Source organism: Fluctibacter halophilus, from assembly GCF_020687825.1.
Classification (GTDB): Bacteria; Pseudomonadota; Gammaproteobacteria; order Enterobacterales; family Alteromonadaceae; genus Fluctibacter; species Fluctibacter halophilus.
On record NZ_JAJEWP010000004.1, the window covers coordinates 1 to 22,603 of the forward strand.

15 protein-coding genes and 1 rRNA gene are annotated in these 22,603 nt (G+C 46.1%); 1 reads left to right on the forward strand and 15 read right to left on the reverse strand.

Translation table 11 applies throughout. From position 1 onward, the window contains the following. Window positions 1–87: ribosomal RNA gene (locus tag LJ739_RS13250) — 16S ribosomal RNA — on the reverse strand; the annotation flags it as partial. A gap of 463 nt (window positions 88–550) precedes the next feature. On the opposite strand from LJ739_RS13250, the gene LJ739_RS13255 reads away from it, so the two are divergent. Further along, window positions 551–1,321: a hypothetical protein gene (locus LJ739_RS13255; RefSeq protein ID WP_407646786.1), complete on the forward strand. Its 771-nt coding sequence runs from the start codon at window positions 551–553 to the stop codon at window positions 1,319–1,321. 37 nt (window positions 1,322–1,358) lie between these two features. On the opposite strand, the gene LJ739_RS13260 is transcribed toward LJ739_RS13255, so the two are convergent. From LJ739_RS13260 to LJ739_RS13325, 14 genes are all read right to left on the reverse strand, one after another. Further along, window positions 1,359–2,519: a glycosyltransferase gene (locus LJ739_RS13260; RefSeq protein ID WP_229161225.1), complete on the reverse strand. Its 1,161-nt coding sequence runs from the start codon at window positions 2,517–2,519 to the stop codon at window positions 1,359–1,361. After that, window positions 2,516–3,688 carry a glycosyltransferase family 4 protein gene (locus LJ739_RS13265; protein WP_229161226.1) on the reverse strand — a complete coding sequence of 391 codons (1,173 nt, stop codon included), beginning with the start codon at window positions 3,686–3,688 and terminating at the stop codon, window positions 2,516–2,518. The genes LJ739_RS13260 and LJ739_RS13265 overlap by 4 nt, the downstream gene beginning before the upstream one ends. Beyond that, a complete protein-coding gene (locus tag LJ739_RS13270; protein WP_229161227.1) occupies window positions 3,685–4,587 on the reverse strand; it encodes an NAD-dependent epimerase/dehydratase family protein in 903 nt (300 codons plus the stop codon). Before LJ739_RS13270 ends, LJ739_RS13265 begins: the two co-directional genes overlap by 4 nt. Continuing rightward, on the reverse strand, window positions 4,587–5,621 hold the full coding sequence (gmd, locus tag LJ739_RS13275; RefSeq protein ID WP_229161228.1) for a GDP-mannose 4,6-dehydratase: 1,035 nt from the start codon (window positions 5,619–5,621) through the stop codon (window positions 4,587–4,589). Before gmd ends, LJ739_RS13270 begins: the two co-directional genes overlap by 1 nt. 5 nt (window positions 5,622–5,626) lie before the next feature. After that, a complete protein-coding gene (locus LJ739_RS13280; RefSeq protein WP_229161667.1) occupies window positions 5,627–8,131 on the reverse strand; it encodes a glycosyltransferase family 4 protein in 2,505 nt (834 codons plus the stop codon). Between the two features lie 180 nt (window positions 8,132–8,311). Next, window positions 8,312–9,757: a class I SAM-dependent methyltransferase gene (locus tag LJ739_RS13285; protein WP_229161229.1), complete on the reverse strand. Its 1,446-nt coding sequence runs from the start codon at window positions 9,755–9,757 to the stop codon at window positions 8,312–8,314. Between the two features lie 27 nt (window positions 9,758–9,784). Beyond that, on the reverse strand, window positions 9,785–10,639 hold the full coding sequence (locus LJ739_RS13290; protein ID WP_229161230.1) for a phytanoyl-CoA dioxygenase family protein: 855 nt from the start codon (window positions 10,637–10,639) through the stop codon (window positions 9,785–9,787). A 69-nt stretch (window positions 10,640–10,708) separates the two neighbouring features. Continuing rightward, complete coding sequence (locus tag LJ739_RS13295; RefSeq protein ID WP_229161231.1) at window positions 10,709–12,061, reverse strand: sulfotransferase; 1,353 nt, start codon at window positions 12,059–12,061, stop codon at window positions 10,709–10,711. Between the two features lie 26 nt (window positions 12,062–12,087). Beyond that, complete coding sequence (gene rfbD / locus LJ739_RS13300; protein WP_229161232.1) at window positions 12,088–12,975, reverse strand: dTDP-4-dehydrorhamnose reductase; 888 nt, start codon at window positions 12,973–12,975, stop codon at window positions 12,088–12,090. Between the two features lie 2 nt (window positions 12,976–12,977). Further along, window positions 12,978–13,526, reverse strand: coding sequence for a dTDP-4-dehydrorhamnose 3,5-epimerase (gene rfbC / locus LJ739_RS13305; protein WP_229161233.1), 549 nt, complete (start codon window positions 13,524–13,526; stop codon window positions 12,978–12,980). A gap of 105 nt (window positions 13,527–13,631) precedes the next feature. Beyond that, the gene (rfbA, locus tag LJ739_RS13310; RefSeq protein WP_229161235.1) at window positions 13,632–14,498 is read right to left on the reverse strand and encodes a glucose-1-phosphate thymidylyltransferase RfbA; all 867 of its coding nucleotides are present in this window, start codon (window positions 14,496–14,498) and stop codon (window positions 13,632–13,634) included. A gap of 10 nt (window positions 14,499–14,508) precedes the next feature. Further along, on the reverse strand, window positions 14,509–15,573 hold the full coding sequence (rfbB, locus tag LJ739_RS13315) for a dTDP-glucose 4,6-dehydratase (protein ID WP_229161671.1): 1,065 nt from the start codon (window positions 15,571–15,573) through the stop codon (window positions 14,509–14,511). Window positions 15,574–15,808: 235 nt separating this feature from the next. Then, complete coding sequence (locus LJ739_RS13320) at window positions 15,809–17,770, reverse strand: acyltransferase family protein (protein WP_229161238.1); 1,962 nt, start codon at window positions 17,768–17,770, stop codon at window positions 15,809–15,811. 88 nt (window positions 17,771–17,858) lie between these two features. After that, window positions 17,859–22,535: a M4 family metallopeptidase gene (locus LJ739_RS13325; RefSeq protein WP_229161240.1), complete on the reverse strand. Its 4,677-nt coding sequence runs from the start codon at window positions 22,533–22,535 to the stop codon at window positions 17,859–17,861. Window positions 22,536–22,603: the final 68 nt, after the last annotated feature.

Genomic DNA, 22,603 nt, shown 5'->3' on the forward strand with positions numbered 1-22,603 from the left:
TGCAAGCACTTCCTGTTACCGTTCGACTTGCATGTGTTAGGCCTGCCGCCAGCGTTCAATCTGAGCCATGATCAAACTCTTCAATTAAATATCGAAATATGAATTTTTGGTTGACACTCTTTTAACGAGTGCCCACACAGATTGTCTTGTTATCAATTGTTAAAGAACAGTGCCAAAAACAACTCGTTTCCGGCTGCTTGGAGTATCTCAGGACTCTCTCAAGCGGGACGCGCATTCTACGCTTTCCCTTCTCGATGTCAACAGATTTTTTCAATCTTTCTGTCAGGCATCGTTCTTGCTTAATTTCTGCCGGTGTCAACGTTTTGCGTTGCTGCCGAATGCCCTTAAGCAAGAGGCGCGCATTTTAGGGATTTATAACCTTGCGTCAAGGGGCATACCCAAAAAAGATTGTGGCAAGACGTTTAAGCGGCTAGTTTTTAGCCTGTACGTAAACCCAGTTTTAACTTTGTTAATTTATTGTTATTTTTAAACTCTTTTGCGGCACGGATGTCGAACATAATGATAACAGCAACGCTTTGGTGTCCATTCAATGAATAAAGCAGTCGCGATTCTGGTTACCTGTATGACCCTTGCATCATCCGCATGGGCAGTGACCAGCACAGGCAATGAAGATAAAGAAGCCATGACCAAGGCCTTTGTACAAAGGCAGGTCGAGCAGAACATGTCCATTGGTCGAGCCATCAAGAGTATCGTCAGCCATTACCCTCAGGATGCAGAAATTATTATCAGCACCGCTCTTGACCTCTACCCCAAACAATACAAGGAAATCATCCATGCGGCGATTGCTGCTGAACCCGCGTTGACCTCTCAGGTGGTCACCATTGCACTAAATAAGGGCATCAGTAGCTGTAGCAGCATTGTAAAAACCGCCATTACGGCAGAACCCAGTTACGTTGATTTTGTTGTGCAAGCTGCAGCCAATGCTACGCCAGAGGAATTAGACGAAATCGTTCGTGTCGCTGTGATTACAGAGCCAGACTCTGCCGACACGATTGTTCAGACTCTGTCTCAATCCCATCCCAATCAAATGGTCGACATTTTAAAAACGGCCATGGGTGCCGTTCCGTTTGTTGGGGAGTATATGGTTGATGCGTTATTGGCTGTGTTCCCCAATGAGGCCGAGAATGTCGTCACCACAGCGGTGCGAGGTTCCAACGCTCAACGTGAACAAATCGCACGCATCATAGAAACAGCAGAAAACGCTGGTGTTGCCAAAAAAGACATTACCCAGTACGCCATCAATGCCGGATTGACCAAAGAAGAGATCGACACATTGTTAGCAGAGTCGGACAACAAATAGCCATAGATAAATACGAAAGCGGCTCATAGCCGCTTTTTTATTGCCGACTTTCGAAAGCGACTCGTTCGTAAAGCCCATCGATTTCAGATGCGACCCTATCAACAGTAAAATACGAGACATAACGCGCTCGGCCAGTCTTGCCCATTGTGAAGAGCATCTCTCTATTCAAGTCAAATTCGGCTATCGCGTTAGCCAAGCTGTTCGCGTCTGCAGCCTTCACAACCAAGCCGGTCTTTCCATGTTGAACAACCCAACTCATACCCGAGCCCGGAACATCGGTCACGATACAGGGTTTTGCAGCGCGCATCGCTTCTAACAATACCACGCCAAATGCCTCAGTTCGTTCAATAGAAGGAAGGCACAGCACATCGCATTCGTAGAGCTCTGATGCAACTTGCTGATCAGACAACTCTGACTTCATGGTCACAATGTCAGCGAGGCCATCTTTATTGAGACGGCTTTTTATTGAAGCTGCCAGCTCACCGCTGCCAACAAGTGTCAAATGAACAGCTCGACCTTGCGCTTGCAGTGTCTTTATTGCCGAGAGTAAATAGTCATGCCCTTTGTAATACGTCAGTCGACCGATACAAAGTAGCTTTAACGGTGCATCTTGTTGACGCACCGGTTTCGGCGCTGACGTGGGTAAATCCTCAATCCCCAAAGGAATAACCACACATTTATGCGTAAAATCCGCCAGTGCCGAACTGGACTCGAGGTACGCGGGGGATGTCACGATGATTGCGTTAGCACGACGCAACAGGGCTTTTTCAAATATTCGGTACAAGGGATAAAGAAACTTTACTTTCCAATCTGGTGCTGCGCCCAGCACATCCGAATGCCAGTGAATGACCCAGGGGATCCGCTTGGCTTCTGACAGGAATAATAGCCAAAAACACGACACATTGGGCATGTGCAGATGCAGAACGTCAGGAGACTCTTGAATGATGTATTGTCGAAAATATCGACGCGCAGTTAACGCCAGAGGAACGAATACCAACTTGGTTAAAATAGGCAATCGTAATATTTGAATGCCTTCTTCTTCTGATTGCGAAAAAGGCAGACCGGGTTGGTGATGATGGACCATAGCCATCACACGATGTCGCGACTTGCACTGACTGACCATAAGATGCTGCATGAAGTTCTCTATCCCCCCTTTAAAGGGCGAGTAGTACTTTCCAATGTGAAAAATAGATTTCATGCTACAGTGTTATACACGTTAAGAGTTTGCTCTACACACTTTTCCCAGCTGTACGACTTCGCATATTCAAGCCCTAGCTGAATGGCCTCCGATTGCTCGCGGCTGTCTTCTGATGCCTTGAGTATTGCATGCTGTATCGATTCAACACTCAACGGATCAACGTATATGGCAGCATCCAGACAAATTTCTTGCATACTAGTACCTTGACTGGTCACCACCAAAGTACCACTTTGCATTGCTTCCAATGCAGGAAGACCAAACCCCTCATAAATTGAAGGAAACAACAGCGCCTTCGCTGAAGACATCAAATATGCCAAAGACTGATTTGACTGATAACCTGCCAATACAACCCATTGCTTGGCCACTAAATCTTCAATTAACGAACGAAAAGACTGGTCGGCCCACCCTTGCGCACCAACCATTACCAACGGCAAAGGAGCTGCAACAGATTGGCGGTACTGTTTGTATGCCTGCAACAACCGTTGAACATTCTTACGAGGTTCAACGGTTGAAACAAACAAAAAATACTCTTTGTGAGTAAGACTCAATGCGTTCAGAACAGACGAAGTACTTGACGTCTCATAAGGACAAAAGCGTGTCTCAGCCCCAAGCGGTATCGCTGAGACACAATCAGGCGAAACTGAAAAACGATCAATAATTTCCTGTTTAACCAACACTGAGTCGGTAATGATATGATCAGCATATCGAGTGGCTTTTTTTATTTGGTCGTTTACCAACATGACTCGAGAGGCAGGATGGTATTCTGGGAATCGCAAGGTGGAAAGATCATGAATGGTCACTATACGGCGGCCCCTGAAAGATGGCAGCATAAAGTTTGGAGAGTGAAAAATTGCATCTCTTTTACCACCCAGTTGCAAGCGGTCTAGCCATGGGATTACGTGCTGATAAGCTTTAACTGCGAGGCGCGAGCGGGCCACCGATGCCCGCAAAGAAGAAAAAACACCTGACATGATTGGCTGGTTCTGTGCCAAGGGAGGGCATTCATGCCGCTCAAGCAACTCCCTAGGCTCAAAAAAGCGACCATGAGCATAAAAATCTAAGTGATCTACATCATTGCTGGTGTGAAGGCCTTTTCCAATTTGATACGTGTAGTGACCTATCCCCGTCAACGGCATCAACAGAGGATCGCAGCCTAAAATGATATTCAATCTTTTCCTCTTAACATCCATTCTAAGGTCTGTTGAAAGCTATAGGTTCGATAACCACCGATTACGCTTTTCAATCGTTCATCACTGCCGAACAACTGCTTAATCTCATTTTCGCGAACGAATGCGCGATTAACTTTAACGTCCAACGTATGCCCGGAAATCTCTGAGCACATAGACAATACTTCCTGCAAACTGGTTGGCTTCCCGGAGCAGACATTGAAGGTGCAGTTCACCGCTGAAGAAGACAGCAGACGTATATATGCATTCACCACATCCCTCACATCTGAAAAATCCCGTGCAACGTCAGTATTGCCTAACTCGATAATCGGTTGCTTTTCGAGAAAGGCATTGACAATTTTAGGTACCAGGAAATTAAGAGACTGGCCTCTTCCAGTATAATTAAAGGGACGAACAACCACCATAGGCAATAAATGCTGCCTCGTTCGAAGAGCAAACTCCATCGCGCACTTTGATACAGCGTAGTCGTTCTGTGGATTCAGCTCGACAGCTTCATCGATTGGCAGTTCAAGGGTATTCCCATACACATTCGCACTACTAATAAAAAGCGCTTTCTTAAGGTTTGGTTTGAACGTTGTCAGTGCATCAATCAGGTTAAGGGTACCCACAATATTTGTGCGGTACATTTCATCAACATTGCCATGAGCAACAAACGCAATTGCCGCCAAGTGCACAACATAGTCAAACGACAATTCCGATATCACCCTGTTGACCGCTTGCTTGTTTAGCAAATCTGCAACAACCGTCTCGCATAGAGATGTCCGCGTCACGTCAGACTGACTCAAAGCAATACAGGAGAACCCCTCTTTTGACGCCGCCCGGATAAAATGTTGCCCAGTAAACCCACTAGCTCCGGTGACAAGTATGGTACCTTTATTCATCAAAATGAGTAGCCTTGTTTATTCCGCCTCAGATCAGCCTCTACCATTAACTCACATAAAGACTCCAGAGAGGTCGTCGGCTTCCAACCCAAAACAGATTCAGCTTTCGCATAGTCACCGATAAGCAGCTCTACTTCTGCAGGACGGTAGAATTTAGGGTTAACCTGCACAACCGTTTTTCCTGTCGCTGTATCTATCGCCTTTTCTTGTTCAGCAGTTCCTTCCCACGCCAACGATAGACCTGCCGTTTTAAACGACAAAGTCACGAAATCTCGCACTGTTTCTGTTCGGTTCGTCGCCAATACGAACACATCAGACTCATCTGCTTGCAGCATTCGCCACATACCTTCAACGTAATCTTTGGCAAATCCCCAATCTCTCTTCGCGTCCAAATTGCCCAGCTCAAGCACGTTTTGCATTCCAAGCGAAATGCGTGCTGCGCCATCCGTGATTTTTCGTGTGACAAACTCTTTGCCACGCAAAGGGGACTCGTGGTTGAACAAAATTCCACTGGTCGCAAACAAGTCATAACTTTCGCGGTAATTAATCACCATCCAGTGCGCATAAAGCTTGGCTACGCCGTAGGGACTGCGAGGATAAAAAGGTGTCGCTTCGGTCTGAGGAATGGTTTGAACCTTACCGAACATCTCTGAAGTGGATGCCTGATAAAACCGAACCCGCGGATTTACGATACGAATCGCCTCGAGCAAATTCACAGCACCTAGCCCAGTGATCTCTCCCGTCGTTATAGGCTGCTCAAACGACACACCAACAAAACTTTGTGCCGCCAAGTTATACACTTCGTCAGGCTCTGTGCTGCTGATCAAGCGAATACTGGCTGAAAGATCAGTCAGATCATACTCAACCAAGTGCAGGTTGGGGTGAGACTGAATACCCAGTTCCTCTATTCTCCAGAAATTGACAGAACTTGTTCTTCGAAAAGTACCATAAACCTTATAGCCTTTTTCCAAAAGCAATTGTGCCAGGTATGCTCCATCCTGCCCCGTAATTCCAGTGATAACTGCGGTTTTCATGTTCTTTATTGTCCTAGTATTTCATTCAATCGTGCTTTAATTGCCTCGCCAGAGGCTTTTGGCGAGTATTGCTCAGCAATGTCTTTTGCAGCTTGCTCACCGAGCGCATTTGCGATGGCTCGATTATTGGCTATGTTGATCATTTTATCTGCCGCGTCATCAAGACATGGTTCAGCCCACACTTGCCCTTTCTCATAAGGTCCAATGGTGGTCTCCAATGTAGTGAGCTCAAACTTAATGGGCAGCGAATTAGCCTCTGTCATGAAATCAGCATTACCAGACCACATTGTCGCGATGACAGGTTTTCCAAGACACATCGCTTCTGCAATCGGCAATCCAAATCCTTCGGCACGATGTAAGCTGACATAACAATCAATATTGAACAGTATTGCATTCAATGTTGGCCTATCCAGGTAGCCCTCGATCAACTCGATACGAGTATCCTTAGCAATAGCTGCCCGCACTGCTTTTTGCAGTTCAGGCTGCCGCTCCAAGTTGGAAATTTTAAGCAACAGCCGCACGTTTTCTTCCGGTTTGCCCTGAAACGCTCGTGTAAACGCGTTAATAACCCCTAGTGGGTTTTTCCGCTGGTGCATACTCAACACATCTGACATATGAAAAAACGTAAAAGCTTCATTGGGCAAAGAAAATGCGCTGAGGTCAATATCACTGTCGATATCTACACTGACATTAGGTCTGATAAGCCTGACTGGCTTGCTGGTTTTTTGTTCCAACGCATGTTGAGTGTAGGTTGTTGCAACCCAAATCTCATCCACCTGATCAAACGCAAAATCAAACATCTCGGGAAACTCTGGTAACTCCCAGTACCAATAACCAATGTTATATTTGTCACTAAATTTATTTTCACCCAGGCTTTCACGTACAATTTTGGACTGATCGGCATTCACGTGAATTAGGTTGACGCCATATAGCATCTCATCCACCAGATTACCGTCGACCACTTCGCCCATACGGGAAATATTTCCCACCCGGTAGTCAACAATACAGTGGGGAATTTGAGCGCTATTGATACCGCGAATTGACGATCTTGCGGCTTCCCCTACTCCACTCTCAGCATGAACATAACCAATAAGGTTTAAGCCATACTCAGCTCCTTCCACATGGAGAGCTTGCTGCGGTGCACTATACGCTTTTTTAAATGCCCAATTCGCCACCCCTGCCCCAAGCTTCAGCCGAAGACTGAGCGGCAATAGCTGGCGATGGCTCCAGGCGAAGCGGATCAATCCTGAAAACAAACTGCTGTTGTAATCGGTATTTTGAGATGCATTCTTGTCTCGCCATGTCTCTAAGTCCTTGCGCATCCCTTCAATATAGACATCAGCGAAGTTCGCTTCTTTTGGGGCAGCATGACACAGCCACTCAACGAAGGAAGTCGAATCGGCACCGAGTACATCAGGAAAAGCATTCTTTAAATCGTCCCTGGATGACCACAATGCATGAGCTAAACGCGAAATGCCGATCGCATTGGAGGAACGACCACCGACACACTGATTCAGGAAGTCATGGACTTTCTGACAATCCTTGGGGTCAAAAAAATCAATTGCATCAAAAGCGGGGTCATCCTTAATAAGCCGTCGTGAGGCATCGGGCACATTGGTCCCATCAGCAAATTGACTGAAAGCATACGGAATGGATTTAAATTCATCGATACCGTGCTTAAGCAGGCACTCGTTATATATCTCACACAGCTTCACAAGTGCAGGCCCTTTATCAGCCTTAGCAAAACGGTTTTGGTGTTTACTCAGAGTTTTAGCCTCTATCGAGTAACCCGAAAAGTGAAAAAACATTAGCGGCTGACCGTTAACAAAAAACTCGTTTTGCTTTTCCACTACATCCCGATGATTCAAGTTCCAGTAGGCTACATTCCATCCCTCATCACGACATATGTAAACGCCGTCAAATAAAGAAGGCACCATATCCATCCACTTCTGATCGACGAACAGACCTCTTGATATATCAACAACGCATTCTTTGTAGAGCTTGCGTTGCCACCATTTAACCAGCTTCATGGTTTCGGTATTGTTGGCCAGCCCAATATAGCCCAGGTTGTATGACCCAGCTTGCAGAATGCCAAGCTCGTCAGGCAGCTTTCCATCATCCAATAAATTGGTCAAATGAGGTGTTAACAGCACATTGTGTTCTTGCAACAGCGCCAACATGGGGTCTAACGTGCCAAACACCTTGATATCAGGATCGAGGTAAATGACAGCGTCGTATCCTCTTTTCATCAACTCTTCGATCACGTAAGGCTTGATCGCCGTGTTCAGTTCTAGAATGGAGTATTGATAAATAAACCGGCCAATATCTTCGATGGGCAAATCGCACATCTCAATAATTTCAGCTTCAGGACAAAACGTTTTTTCGGTCTTTTTGTCGCACAGCCCTAATACCAAGTCTGCTTGTGGACAATGCTCCCTGACACTCTCGAACAACGTGTTGGCGTAGTGCAAATAGTTATTCGAAACGATGGTAAAAATACAAACTTTCACTTTCAAACCCAATTTTTAGTTAGCTCTTACATAAGCTAGAGCAAAGATACACTTAAGCAGCGGTGCGAGCGCAAAGCTCGCGTAACATCATTTTTTTCTGAATACGAAATGTTTATCTGCGATGCTTTCTACGGCCTAGTAGCTGCACTATTACGCACATACGGCGTATGAGAAGGACATCTATTCCCTTTTAAACTGTTCTTCATTCTGACTCCCTTCATTACCTGATGCTTCAGCGGCATTTTGTTGGTTGGCGGCCTCTGTTTGTGCCATGTTGACCTGCTCGACATAACGCTGATGCTCACCTAACACTCTGTCGAGTTCAATATGTAACGCACTCAATTCTTGGTCTTTTTGCGCGACAAGATCGTACAATTTTTTCTCATGTACAGACTTAGATTCAAACGCTTGATTGAGCGCCTCATAAGTATTCTGCACTTTTATCACTTCGGCTTGAAAACCCTCAATGACAGCAGATGCTTCACTGTCTTTCTGTTCAAGTAATTTTGCAAGAGCGGCAAATTGCTCTTCGTAGTCTCGCTTGAAGTTGCCTAACTCACCCTCTTTGTCGTCGAAGGCTTTTCGAAGTGACGCATAAGCTTCAGACATATTAGCCGTTTCATCAGTCAAAACTTGCTGAGTCTTTTTCAGTTCAGCTTCTTTTTGCTGTAGTTGATTTCTGAGCTGCTCATTTTCCGCGCGAAGCGCTTGCGTATCGCCTTCGCGTTCAGCAAATGAGGAACTAACATCGGAAAGATGTTGTTGTAGCTTGGTGTTTTCCTGTTCAAGCGAATTTGTATAGGTCGTGGCTTCCTCAACAGCTTTCTCTTTTTGCTGAATATGGAACTTCAATGACTCAATGTAGTCGTCGTATTCCGCGAAAAAGTGATTTTGGCTATCGACCATTATCGTGCTATGTAGCTTTTGCCGAACTTCTTCTGCCATTGAATGTTGTGAACAAACAGCGATAGAAAACTTAGCACTCTCGGCGTGAAACGGCCCTGGGCGCTCAAAGCATTGCTCTTCAACACTTAGCACGGATTGCCCCGACGTAGCGTCCGCTGAACTGATAACACTGGCGCTAACAAAAGACTGCCCCATAATCACACACTCGGGGAAATAGTTCTCAACAAAGCGGACAAACTCACGGGCTGAAAATTCTTTAATATGGAACTCGTTATCCACCTCTTTGTACAAACCTGAATTCAAATTTGGTGTTGAGATCAACAACACACCACCAGGTTTCAAAACACGCTGGAACTCACCCATCGCTTTGATTTGCTGAGTTTCATCAATGTGCTCAATGGTTTCAAACGATGTAATGACGTCAAAGGTATTGTCTTCAAAAGGCAACGCGCACACATCCCCTTGACGAAAAGAAAGGTGTTCAAGCTGATATTTATGTTGAGCATATTCAACCGTTTCGGATGAAATATCGACACCACAGACCTGCTTGGATTGCCGTTGAGCCAATAGGTGAGAACCATACCCAGCTCCACAGGCCACATCCAATACTACTTTGTCCTCCACCAATGCAGATGCAAAGTGATAACGATGCCAGTGCTCGAAACTGATAATTGAGGATTTTATCGAATCCGGAATATAACGCTCACCGCTGTATTTCATAGCTATAATTTGTTCCGCAAAGGTGAGTTAGACGGCTTCGGATGCCTGCTCAAAGGTCACTGAAAAATCTGGCAAGTTCTCTACATCCTCTTCTTGTAAAGGCCCAAAAAAGCGTGACTGTGGAGCATAAGGCGGATGCGACCAACGACGGTTGATGGGGCTATTTGCTTTGGTATTGTAACACCCCAGGAGCGCCAAACGAGAGTGGTCCGAAAGATTGTCATGGGAGCCATGAAACAAATTGCAATGAAAAAGCACCGCATCGCCGGGTGACAGTGCAATGGGTACTTCATCAAATCGCTGTTTTGCTGCGTTCAAACGTTCAGCTTCAACTTCACTGTCGGAGAAACCGTCGAACAGTGTATGCTCGACCCGACCCATTTTGTGGGATCCTGGCATTAAACGCAAACAACCATTTTCTTCTGTCGCTGCATCCAAGGCAATGAAGCAGGTTGCCATTTGTGGGAAAAGGCAGCCCATCTGATACCAATAGAAGTAATCCTGGTGAAACTTAAACCCGACTGAATTACTGTACTTTAGCGTGACTTTGTTGTGATAAACATAAGCATCATCATCAAACAAGTAGCTCACCATGTCGATCAGTTTGTAATTACGCGTCATTTTGGAAAAAACATCGTTACCGAAAACGTCATTCATAACAAAGATGCTTTCAAACGACGGCTTTTTACCACTGTCAAATTTTGCCTTAACGTCTCTGAAGCGCTCATTCATTGCCTCACAGCCGATAATGGCACGCTTGACCAGCGCCACTTCCTGCTGACTAAACGCTTTGGGGATCACCACATAACCTTTTTCCCAAAACTGCTCTTTCAAGTTGTCAAAGGATGCCAGGAAAGCCCGACTCTTTTCACTGAACGTCACACTCATATTGTTCCCTCCGGACATGGACAAAACAGGACGTCGACAAGCTTCGCACGCCCTGTCTGGCATTTACATTTCGTACCCAAAAGCACCCAGAATATGGCCCATTTCGCGTTTACAAGCCGCTTTCATTTCTTCTGACATATCTTTTTTCCAACGACCAATCGAATCAGCAGGATTCTTGGTCGTTTTGTGTGCATCCATGCTTGAGTTAGTTTCGTTTGCAGCCGCAATGACCGATGCTACTGTTTTTTCAGAAGCGTCAATTTCAGCATAATCAAACAAATCTTTCAGTACTTTTGCAGGCTCTAGGATCAGATCTTCATATTTCAGCAAAAAGGCATTACCTCCTCGCTCAGCAAGCGCGTTGGCCATCCGCATCGTACCGGCCTTAGATACATGTTCAACCCACTGAATATCATCACTGACCCGCTCCCGTCCAAAAGAAACAGTATTGCGCTTTTCATTGAACGACTTGGCTGAGCATAAAACGTCCCTGAAGTCCCTGACCAAGATGATCTCTTTCGGCTCCTGGTAGACATCGTAGTACATCGACTGAAGATGACAGGGAAGCATTTTCTCGGTGAAGTATTTCGCCCGAGGTTTGTTCTCGCTTTTGGCAACCAAATCGTAAAACGCATCAATTTGCTGGACCACAAAATCCTTGGTTTGGCGAACAACGCCCTCTGAATAATGGTCATAGAAATCAGCACTATTGTTATATTGGTTCAGGTAGTGCTCATGGGTGTAGGGATTGTGCCCGATACTCCCCATGGTAACTTCAAAATTATCTGGGTGTGAGGAGCTGGCAAAGTCGGCTGGATCAGTTAAGACCTTCAGCATCTGCATCCAATACTCTGATTGCTTTATTTCGTGAGGGTAAAAATTCGACGTGGCAATACTGGGGTGTTGAGACAACAGTTTCATTGCCCACGTTGTTCCGCTTCGTCCTATCGCCGTCAGCATCAATGGTTGATATTTGGTTTTACTTTTAAGTTTAGTTGTCTTGCGACCAGTGATTTTAGCGAACGGAACTTTAACCCGGCTCTTTGCATCATCTCCTTTAAACACAGCAACCAGTTCGAAATGAAAGTTTTCCGGCAGACCGAGGAGACCAATATTGGCATGAAACCCACAATTGACCTTGCGCTGGTCCGGCAGCTGGAAATGCTCAATCACATCTGGGCGCGCAATATTCAGCGGTAAACGTTTGAGATGAAGGCCATCAACATTGACTTCGATAGATAACAGAGGACGCTTGTCTTGAGGCAAAACCCATCCACTGATGGTTAAATCAATTGCTCGCGCTGTTTTACCAGCTTTCGGATTATCGACGGAAACTGCCTGTATGAGATCAGAAGACGTGTGTGTTAACTGGACTTCGTCGATGGTTACACTTAAAGAAGGAGTTCGGTTTATCATGTTAATACATTATTTGGTTAGGGCGCTCATTCCTGTGCGCCGGATGAAAAACGGGATTTAATGAGGTCAAGACAATCAGCCAATGCTGCTGTCCAATGAGGTCGTCGGATATTTAGTGGCTCAATCAAGTCGGAACAATCCAAAACACTGTAGTGAGGGCGTACGGCTTTGGTTTTAAATTGTCCCGATAATATGGGTTTCAAAACGAACGGATTGTTCGGGATGAGACCTTTGACAACGCCTTGCCGATGTATCTCGTAAGCAAAATCATACCAGCTTGCCACACCTGCATCGGTGTAATGAAACGTCCCATTAAGACTCGGGGTGAGTGCCGCTTTCCATACTGCCATGGCTAAGTTGTCGGCAAACGTGGGCCCCCCCACCTGGTCGTAAACAACGCCGAGTTCTTCGCGCTCATTCATCAGACGCAACATGGTTTTGACGAAGTTTTGACCAGTAGCGGAATACACCCACGCGGTGCGAATGATCGCAAAGTTTTCCAACTTTCGCACCGCGTCCTCACCAGCCAACTTGCTGGCGCCATAAACACTCAAAGGAGCTACCCGATCTGTAGGTCTATATGGTGTATTCTGGCTACCATCAAACACAAAATCGGTCGACACATGCACCAATCGAGCATTTACCTTTTTACAGGCTTCGACCAAATTATTTACCGCCTCAGCGTTAATACGATGGGCTAATTTAGGCTCATCCTCGGCCTTATCAACGGCGGTATACGCGGTCGCATTAATGACAATATCTGGCTGGCATTCAATAATGTGCGGCTGTATACGCTCCAGTACACCGAGGTCCAGTACATGGCGGTCAGAAACACTGACTGTCACGCCTTCGGGAGCGGTTGCAATCAGCGCCTGAGCCAACTGTCCATTTTTGCCAAGAATCAACACTTTCATGTTCAATCAAATACCTTTGCATTCTTTAACAATGCAGCAGCATTGTCTTTTTCGGACAACAAAGGGCCTTGCCCATCAACCAAGGGCCAATCGATACCGACATCGGGGTCATTCCAGAGAATAGAATGCTCGTGTTCTGGGGCATAATAATCTGTGCATTTGTACACAAATTCTGCAGAGTCCGAAACAACGTAAAAGCCATGGGCAAACCCTTCTGGCACCCACAACTGACGGCGATTTTTATCGTCCAAGAGAACCCCGACGTGTTGACCAAATGTGGGCGACCCCTTTCTGACGTCTACTGCAACATCATAAACGCTTCCCTGTACAACTCGAACAAGCTTACCTTGGGGATTTTTCAACTGGTAATGCAAACCACGCAATGTGCCTTTAACGGATTTACTGTGATTATCTTGGACGAATTGGATATCCGGAACAATCTCATCAAACCATGACTGACGATAGGTCTCCATGAAGAACCCTCTGTCGTCGCCAAAAACACGCGGCTCAATGATTTTAACTTCTGGAATAGTGGTATCTACGAGGACCATCCGATTTACTCTTGCTGTTATAGTTTTTAGGTTACACGGTAACGTATTCATCAACCAGTAAGGGCTACAAGGCGACGTTGGGCACCTCTGATTAGTGAGTCAAGTCTAATGAATCAAACGAAATAAGTATTCACCGTAACCACTTTTCTCAAGCTTTCTAGCCTGTGTGGCCAATTCCTCACTGTTGATAAAACCCTTGCGGTATGCAATTTCTTCCGGGCAGCTTATTTTCAAGCCCTGACGTTTTTCAATAGTGTGCACGAACTGGGAGGCTTCCAGCAAACTGTCATGGGTTCCGGTGTCTAACCAGGCAGCACCCCGACCTAGGCGCTCTACATTTAGCTTCCCTGCCTTCAAGTAGGCCAGGTTCACATCTGTAATTTCCAATTCGCCACGGGGAGAAGGTTTGAGGTTTTTGGCAATGTCGACAACATCGGCGTCGTAAAAATACAACCCTGTAACGGCATAGTTGGATTTTGGATGAGCAGGCTTTTCTTCAATCGACAGGGCTTTGCCAGCGTCATCTAACTCAACAACACCATAACGTTCTGGATCGGTAACCCAATAGCCAAAAACCGTGGCACCTTCTTTGCGATTGTTCGCATTTTCCAACTGTGCGGTAAGGTTATTGGAATAGAAAATGTTGTCCCCTAACACCAGCGCTGAATCGCCCCCATCGATAAACGATTCACCCAATGTAAACGCCTGGGCAAGACCTTCTGGGGACGGCTGTACGGTGTATTGAATATTGATACCCCATTGACTACCGTCCCCCAATAGATAAGTAAACTTGTCAGCATCTTCAGGAGTAGTGATCAACAATATGTCGCGAATCCCCGCCAACATCAAAGTCGACAGCGGATAATAAATCATTGGCTTGTCGTAGACAGGCACCAATTGTTTACTGGTTGCCTGAGTAACCGGGTAAAGTCGGCTACCTGTTCCGCCGGCCAATATGATCCCTTTGCGCATGTATTACTCCCTAAACTGTTCCGAGTCGCTCTCGTTGATAACTTCCATCCAGAACCGATTCCCACCAATCCTGATGGCTAAGGTACCATTGTACGGTTTTCCGTATTCCAGACACAAACGTCTCTTTCGGAGTCCACCCCAAGGTGCTTTCAATCTTGCTGGCGTCAATGGCGTAACGCAGGTCATGACCAGGTCGATCCTGAACGTGAGTGATTAAAGATTCATAGGATGTTACACCGTCAGGTTTTTCTGGCACTAACTCCTCGAGAAGGTCACAAAGGGTTTTAACCACGTCGATGTTTGCGACTTCATTATGGCCACCAATGTTATACGTTTCACCGACCTTGCCTTTTTCAAGCACCAGACAAAGTGCCTCAGCATGATCATCAACGTACAACCAGTCTCGAATCTGATCACCTTTTCCGTAAATCGGCAACGGTTTACCCTCAATGGCATTCAAAATCATCAAAGGGATGAGTTTTTCCGGAAACTGGTAAGGGCCGTAATTGTTCGAGCAGTTGGTCAACACTACCGGCAGGCCAAAGGTGCGGTGCCAGGCTCGGACTAAATGATCGGACGACGCTTTGCTGGCCGAGTAAGGGGAGCTGGGTTGATAAGGCGTCTGTTCAGTAAACAGGTCATCACTGCCATGCAGGTCGCCATACACTTCATCAGTAGAAATGTGATGAAACCTAAACGCCTGTTTCTCCTCCACTTTCAAGCCCTGCCAATACTGTCGGGCTTGCTCTAGAAGCACCGATGTACCGACGACATTGGTGGTAATGAACTCAGCGGGACCTTCAATAGACCGATCAACGTGGGACTCTGCTGCAAGGTGCATCACCGCCGAAGGGGCATGTTTGGTAAACAAGGACTGCATCGATGGGGCGTCACAAATATCGACTTTTTCAAAATGGAAACGCGGGTTGTCCGCACAGTCTCTCAAGGACATTAGATTGCCGGCGTAGGTCAATTTATCGATTACCACAACATTGTGATCGGATGTACTCAACAGTCGCCGCACCACCGCTGACCCAATAAAACCAGCGCCGCCGGTTACAAAAATAGTTCGCATCGTTAAAAAACCTATCTTGCTGATAACCTGTACGTAAAAGAAAGCTGACAACCACGTTTTTCGCAGCCAAGTGCCTTCAACCCAGACGATTAAAGGGCGAGAGTATACCTTTTTTCTTGATGCCATAACACCATATCAACAGCTCTCTTAACACCAGAATAGAGTGCACCGCCGATATCCAATCGACCAGATCTCTGATGACAAACCTGCTAAGTAAATTCTTGCACAAAACACACTAGTTCCTGGCTTGTTGTTCCAATACTGTAACAACTGGCGAAAACCAGTTAGTTTCGACAATTCGTTCTCCGAAGAAACGCGCTCCTTGAGGCGTTAAATGCAGTTCATCCCAAAAATACTTAACACCTTGATCTCCCATTAAGAAACAAGTCTGCTCCTCTCTGTCACAGACGAAGTCTTCGCTACTGAGTACAACCGCATCATACTTGTGCGCAATTTCCAGGATAAATTCATTTATTTTTGAAACATCTTTTTTAACATTAAAAGCCGTATGATTGACCATCTCGATATAACGCTTCGCATCGGCAATGCTTTCAATCGCCATTCCATCCAACAATCGGTCGGCTAGGATTTTTCTACCATCTTTAGGGAAGTATGCCCCTTCCTTGACCACAACAAAAGCTTTGCCTGTCTCTCTAACCTTTGAACCGAGACGGTTCAACCCGACCATAAAGTCCATAGGTTCGCTCCCCAATTTGGGACAGGCTTTCTGCATGAAGTATAAAGTAGAAACGACGACAATATCGGCGTGAACGAATTTGTCTGAGTTGAAAAAGGCCTCTGCTACATCATTATCCGTAGAAAAACAACTCAGCTGATAATCTGCCCGGTGATACTGCAAGTTTTTCCAATATCCATTGGTTTCCATCAATGCGCTGTACAAATCATGCGCTTTTGAATTTCCAACCACTAAAACATCATAGCCATCTGTATTTTCTTTGAACTGATATGAGAACGTTTGAAGATAGGCTAAACGCTCTTGTCGAAGCTTTTGATTATCTGCTTCGAAGTCCGCTAAACCGGGCAGAGCTTCATTAAAGCGTTTGTAGTCCCCCCCAGTGAATACTACATGCGACAGAGAAATAAGAATCAGTACAGTAGTAGAAAGCATGATGTAACTAAACTTGGGGAGTCCAATAAATGAGCGGCTTCTGAATGGCGTCTCCACATAAGTGTAAGAAACTACAGAGAGCAGCACGGTCGATGCTATCGCAATACTCCCTGAGACCAAGTCAAACTCGGGAATGATATGCCGTAAAAAGGCAAACACAGGAAAATGCCACAGATACAGGGAGTAAGAGATCAGGCCTATATAAACAACTGGCTTAAGCGACAAACAACGCCCAACAAAATCTTTTCCATTAGAATACATCAATACTAAAACTGTCCCTAGCACAGGGACCACTGTCCAGATACTCGGGTGTGGTGTTGTTGAAGAAAACGTGAATAACGAAAACAGGATCATCAGCATACCGATGATAACAATCACGTTTCTTTGCAGTGCACTTATATGTGGACTTAAACGTCTTAATTGCCAAACCGCAACCAAAGATCCCGCAAGCAATTCCCAGGCTCTGGAAAAAGGCAAATAAAAATTAAGATCGCTATTAATGCTGACATACAGTTGACTAAAGACCAAACTGATCACTGCAACAGCAATAAACAGCCATCCGACTTTTTTGCCCAGCAATCGGCTTCCAAAAATAGCAAGCATCGGAAAAAGAAGATAAAACTGTTCTTCAACACTTAACGACCACGTATGAAGAAACGGCTTTAGCAGTGAAGAGTCTGCACCGTACTCCGTCGTCGCAAAGTAGAAGAAAAAGTTTGAACCAAAAAAAACCGAACTAATGATGCTCTTTGAATACTCGACAAATGCCGTCGGTAACAATAAAGCCCAGGCAAACGGAAAAGAAGCGATAAAGACAACCAATAATACAGGAAGAATACGGCGAGCTCTTCTTTCATAGAAGCGAGAGTATGAAAACGTTCCGCTGTCTTGAATTTCCTGCAAGATGATTTTGGATATCAGGTATCCGCTGATCACAAAAAAGATGTCAACGCCTAAAAAACCACCTTCAAACAGGTAGCTTCCGAATAAAATGGTTTTGGCGTGATAGAAAATGACCGAAAGTACTGCGATTGCACGTAAACCGTCAATTTCGGAGCGATACTGCAAACTTATTTCTCCAAGAGGGAGTTCACTTTTTTAACAACTCGATTCCGTACTTGGCTCCGTCGGTGTAAACGCTTTGCTGACGCAATGCTTAGCCTCCGGTATTAGCAAATCCAAGCGGTAAACCAGTATACGAATCTTGTATGAACCAGATAGTAATGTCTTTTGCTGTTTTCCCGACAGTGACGACTTCGGTCTCTCCATTGTTGTCAACATCGTCAAGGGACATCACGTCAGCTGGCCTGAACCACACCGGATAGTTTTGCTGCCGCACCACCGTATTTGAGCCAAATTCCTGTCTACGCCAAAAATCTGCCCCCATTGAGGATGTTGCCCTTGTCAATATGTCGTATTGTGTTGGAGCGCTATCATCTTTAACCAACGCAATTTTTTTGGGGATCATCCATGCAGGATAGCGATAAGAGTCGGTTATATTCCCTCTGGTAATATTTTGACTCAATCTCACATTATATCCGGCTGAGGTTTGCCCCAACGTTAACAACTCAATGACACCATCATTGTCTGTATCTGGCCCCAATAAGAATTGATTGGGTTGATACCAAACAGGAAATAACAGCTGGCGGTCGAGTCTACCAGACTCCCCATCAAAGAAAAGAGCAGTGTTAACGCCTTTAGTCGATGTCCCGACTACAACCACTTCGATTGTGCTTGAGTCCGAATTTTCTGCATGTGAGAGTACTGTATGGCCTGTAAGCCAAATTGGAAGCTTAATCGCCTTATTAACAACGAATGTTCGCAGATCATAAATCATAAAAGCCCCCCGCCCTTCGACAGTTTCAAGGAGCAAGGTCAACAATGGACGTCCATTCTGTTCAGAAACTGACACATCAAGTTGTTTGGTTGGAGTCAGCCAAGTCGGATAGCGATGACTGTAAAGCAATCGACCATCTCTGCCAGAATATACTTGCCAGCTATTTGCCCCGCGCTGAGTGGAGCCGACAACCAGTATGTCCCAGATAGAATCCCCATTGATATCATTGACCGGCAAAATACGTTCTGCAGTAAACCAGGGCACAATACGCAAAGTTTGAACCCTGTTCTTTGAATAACTGTCGGTAATGAATACTTCATCGCCAATTAACAAAGCGAGATCTTGATAACCATTATTGTTGACATCCAACTGCTTGGCGGGTCCAATATCCGCATTGTTGGGGTCACTATCCCAACCATCCAATACAAAATCTTTATCAGTATCAGGGTCTGATGGATCAGTATTAGCAACAAATTCTTGCAAGTTGCTCAGGCCATCCCCATCGAGATCACCACTGGCATCGCTAGGGTCGAGACCATCAAAACCATACTTCCGCTCAAACTCATCAGACATACCATCATTGTCATCGTCGGTATCCATATCGTCAGGAAGTCCGTCCTCGTCACTGTCTGGCATTGTGCCTTGCAAGGATACCTGAAGCAGATAGTCTGAACCGGCAGGCAATGGATTACGGTTGTACTCAGCGACTTCGATGTAATATATGCCGGGATTGGTAAAGTGATACTCCATGTATGAGTCTGTGTCACTTGTGCTGCCCGTACCACCATAATAGATACTTGCATCATCATTACTGAACACGAGCTGCCTCTGGCTATTGTACAGGCGGATAAAGGTATCGACATCACCGCCTTCGCCTCCCGTGCCCTTATCAATATCAAATATCCCCAAACTTCCAGCAACATTCACAGTAAAAGTGAATACATCTAGGCTAGCATCACCGGAACCGATAATGGTCAGGTGAGGAATGGATTGAGAGGTGTTGGTCGTCCGATCGCCAATATCACCGGAATAGTTCAACGCAAATAGTCCGTCGATACGCTGGGCTTCTTCAAAGGTATTGTTGCTTTCGGTATCGTATACTTCTATGGCCGTAGGATTGGTACCTTGCTGGTACTCTTGAAGGTTTGACATACCGTCATTATCAGCATCATCGCCACTGTCATCGGTTGTCAATGAAAGTCCATAAGTATACTCCCAGCCATCCGGCATTTGGTCACTATCGCTATCCTGAGACAAAGGAGATGCCCCCAGCCTCACTTCGATACCGTCCGGTACGCCGTCTCCATCCGTATCAGGTTTGTCCGGTCGGGTACGATGCACATTCACTTCCTGTCCATCGGTCAGCGAATCAGCGTCGGTATCCGCTAGTCTGGGATCAGTGAAATACTGGTATTCAAGAAGATTGCTCAAGCCGTCACGATCGCCATCCAGAGCAGCATCGGCAGGATTGGTTGGATCCAGTCCCATACTGGTCTCCCAACTGTCCAACATGCCATCTTGGTCCGCATCTGACAACGCATGCTCCAAAGAAACCTGCAACTGGTAAGTTGCCCCGGCGGGTAACGGATTACGCAAGTACTGCGATACCTCTATGTAATACGTACCGGCAGTAAAAAACTGGTATTCCACATAAGCGTCTACGTCACTGCTGCTTCCACCAGCACCGAAATTACTGTTGGCATCATCGCCGCTGGTAATGATAGTGCCGTCACTGTCAAGGATGCGTAAAAACGTGTCGACAGCCCCTTCGGTTTCACGATCGCCGTAATCAATGTCAAAAATGGCTTTCGCTGGTACTTTACGTACATCGACCCGATATACATCGAAAGACCCGTCACCGGTTCCAATGACAGAGACATGGGGTATCGTTTGGGACGTATTGGATACCTTGTCACCAATGTCGGGGGATAACCCTAACGTAAAGAAGTCAGTGAGGGATTGCGCCTGCGCAATGGAATTGTTGTCCTCTATGTCAAACACTTCTGGCACATTGGGATTGGTTTTCTGTCGGTACTCCGTTAGATTGGGCCGTTGGTCGCCATCAGGATCCGAATCACTGTCATTAACCAAGGGATTGAGGCCATAGTCAATTTCCCACCCGTCATCCATCTGATCATTGTCAGTATCGTCACTGAGGGGGTTTAGCCCTCTGGCGACTTCATCGCCGTCTTTTAAGCGATCATCGTCACTGTCCGGATCTACCGGATCTGTGCTATGGGTGTTAATTTCTGCCGCGTCGTCCAACCCATCATCGTCAGTGTCGCTGTCATTCGGGTAGGTATTGGCTAGGTATTCCTCCAGGTTGGTTAAACCATCATTGTCCAAGTCGGTCGATGCATCAGACGGGTCCTCAGGATCCAGACCAAAACTCAACTCCCAATAATCCGACATCAGGTCTTGATCGGCGTCGACAAAATATTGTTCGTCACACACGACGCCAACCTGATTGAATGCATCGATCACATCATCAACGGAATAACGGCGATCTATCGCTGCGGCAATCACACCACAGGCACCGTCCTTAAACGTAGAATTCGGAGTCCAGTAATTGCGGTTAGCATCCAGCATGACATCAAACGCTTTTCGAACCCCCCAGCCGGCCTTATTGGCAAGCACATAAAAAGCATGGTTAAAAATGCCGCTGCTGTAATGGACATCCAGTCCTTCATAATATTGGTCTACGTGCTTGATTGAGCGACCGTCTGCGGTCGGGTCCTGAAAGTACCTCAAAGCTACACGAGTTTTCGTGATGTCGGCACCGATATACCAGTCGTTTGCCCCCCGTAAATAGAACTCAGCGGCCTCCCCGGCCATATCGGAAAATGCCTCATTAATGCCGCCGGATTGTCCGCGGTATACCAAGTCTGAATTTTGGTCTGTCACACCATGGGCCACCTCGTGAGCAACCACATCGAGGGACACTAAAGGGTAAAACGCGCTGGCCCCATCACCAAAGGTCATTGACTGTCCATTCCAGAAGGCATTGTCATAATTATTGCTGTAGTGAACCCGCATCAACAGCTGGAATGAAAGCGGCTTGACGCTATACCAGTCCTGAAAAAGATCAAACACCGTGTTGCCGAAAAAGTGCGCGTCGTTTAGAGGGGAGTAAGCTCCGTTGATAGCCTTATACGTGTTACGCGAACAAGGAAAGCTGTGAACGTTGCCGCCACTTGTTCCGTGGTTCAGGTCAACGGTCTTGACGTTTGTGTTCTCCAGCATACAGGTATTGTTGATATTGGTAACATCCATATAGCCAAAGTCAGTACCATATTCATAGCTGCCTATTTTCTGGTTGCCGCCCGGCCCAGAAGCGTCAGCGTGATGCAAGTCGCTCCATGACTCAATCACCGTTCCGAACGTTGCATTAATCAGATAAACCGGAATAGCAACTTCACCAGACGGTGCGGTTACCTGAAATCTCACATGATAAACGAGCCGTTCTTTGCCATTATCATCGATGTAAACAAACTGCTTTTCAGCGCGTTGTTCGATGACTGTGCCCACTTGTTGAAACGCCCTATTATCAGCTTTCTTCAGGAAGCGGGCTTTGGCAATCTCAAAGGCTTGGTCTGGGCTGATCAGATTGTCTGAGGTCAACGAACTAGCGGCATCAGTATTAACGCCAATGGCAAGCTTTCCATTAACGCCGGCTACTTCACCTTTGCCATTTTCATGGGTAATGATTTGCGCTCCCCACACCGGCACGCCGTTGATGCGTTGTTCATATCGCTTATGCCTATTGTCATGCAGGGGGGACGTTACCTGTATTGGTGTCAGTTGCCAAGCACCTGAAGCATCCGACAATCCGGGAGACGAAGGTACACTTGTGACGCCTTTGGCGAGAGAGACTGGCATCCCCATATTTGTCATTAATGCGGGAAGATCATTGATTGTGACTGAACGCAATTCAGCACTGTTTGCTTGAGCAGCGAATAAAATAAACGTCACTGCAGCGATAAGATGTTTGTTCACGTTAATTGAAACCTGTCATCGAATACATTCCATTGCTCCTCTCTTTCCAACGTAAGCCAACGGGCAGG

Excerpts from the sequence above, each read along its gene's own strand:
- LJ739_RS13255 (WP_407646786.1), top strand. The coding sequence starts at position 551 with ATGAATAAAGCAGTCGCGATTCTGGTTACCTGTATGACCCTTGCATCA.
- LJ739_RS13260 (WP_229161225.1), bottom strand. The coding sequence starts at position 2,519 with ATGAAATCTATTTTTCACATTGGAAAGTACTACTCGCCCTTTAAAGGG.
- LJ739_RS13270 (WP_229161227.1), bottom strand. The coding sequence starts at position 4,587 with ATGAATAAAGGTACCATACTTGTCACCGGAGCTAGTGGGTTTACTGGG.
- gmd (WP_229161228.1), bottom strand. The coding sequence starts at position 5,621 with ATGAAAACCGCAGTTATCACTGGAATTACGGGGCAGGATGGAGCATAC.
- LJ739_RS13285 (WP_229161229.1), bottom strand. The coding sequence starts at position 9,757 with ATGAAATACAGCGGTGAGCGTTATATTCCGGATTCGATAAAATCCTCA.
- LJ739_RS13295 (WP_229161231.1), bottom strand. The coding sequence starts at position 12,061 with ATGATAAACCGAACTCCTTCTTTAAGTGTAACCATCGACGAAGTCCAG.
- rfbD (WP_229161232.1), bottom strand. The coding sequence starts at position 12,975 with ATGAAAGTGTTGATTCTTGGCAAAAATGGACAGTTGGCTCAGGCGCTG.
- rfbC (WP_229161233.1), bottom strand. The coding sequence starts at position 13,526 with ATGGTCCTCGTAGATACCACTATTCCAGAAGTTAAAATCATTGAGCCG.
- rfbA (WP_229161235.1), bottom strand. The coding sequence starts at position 14,498 with ATGCGCAAAGGGATCATATTGGCCGGCGGAACAGGTAGCCGACTTTAC.
- rfbB (WP_229161671.1), bottom strand. The coding sequence starts at position 15,573 with ATGCGAACTATTTTTGTAACCGGCGGCGCTGGTTTTATTGGGTCAGCG.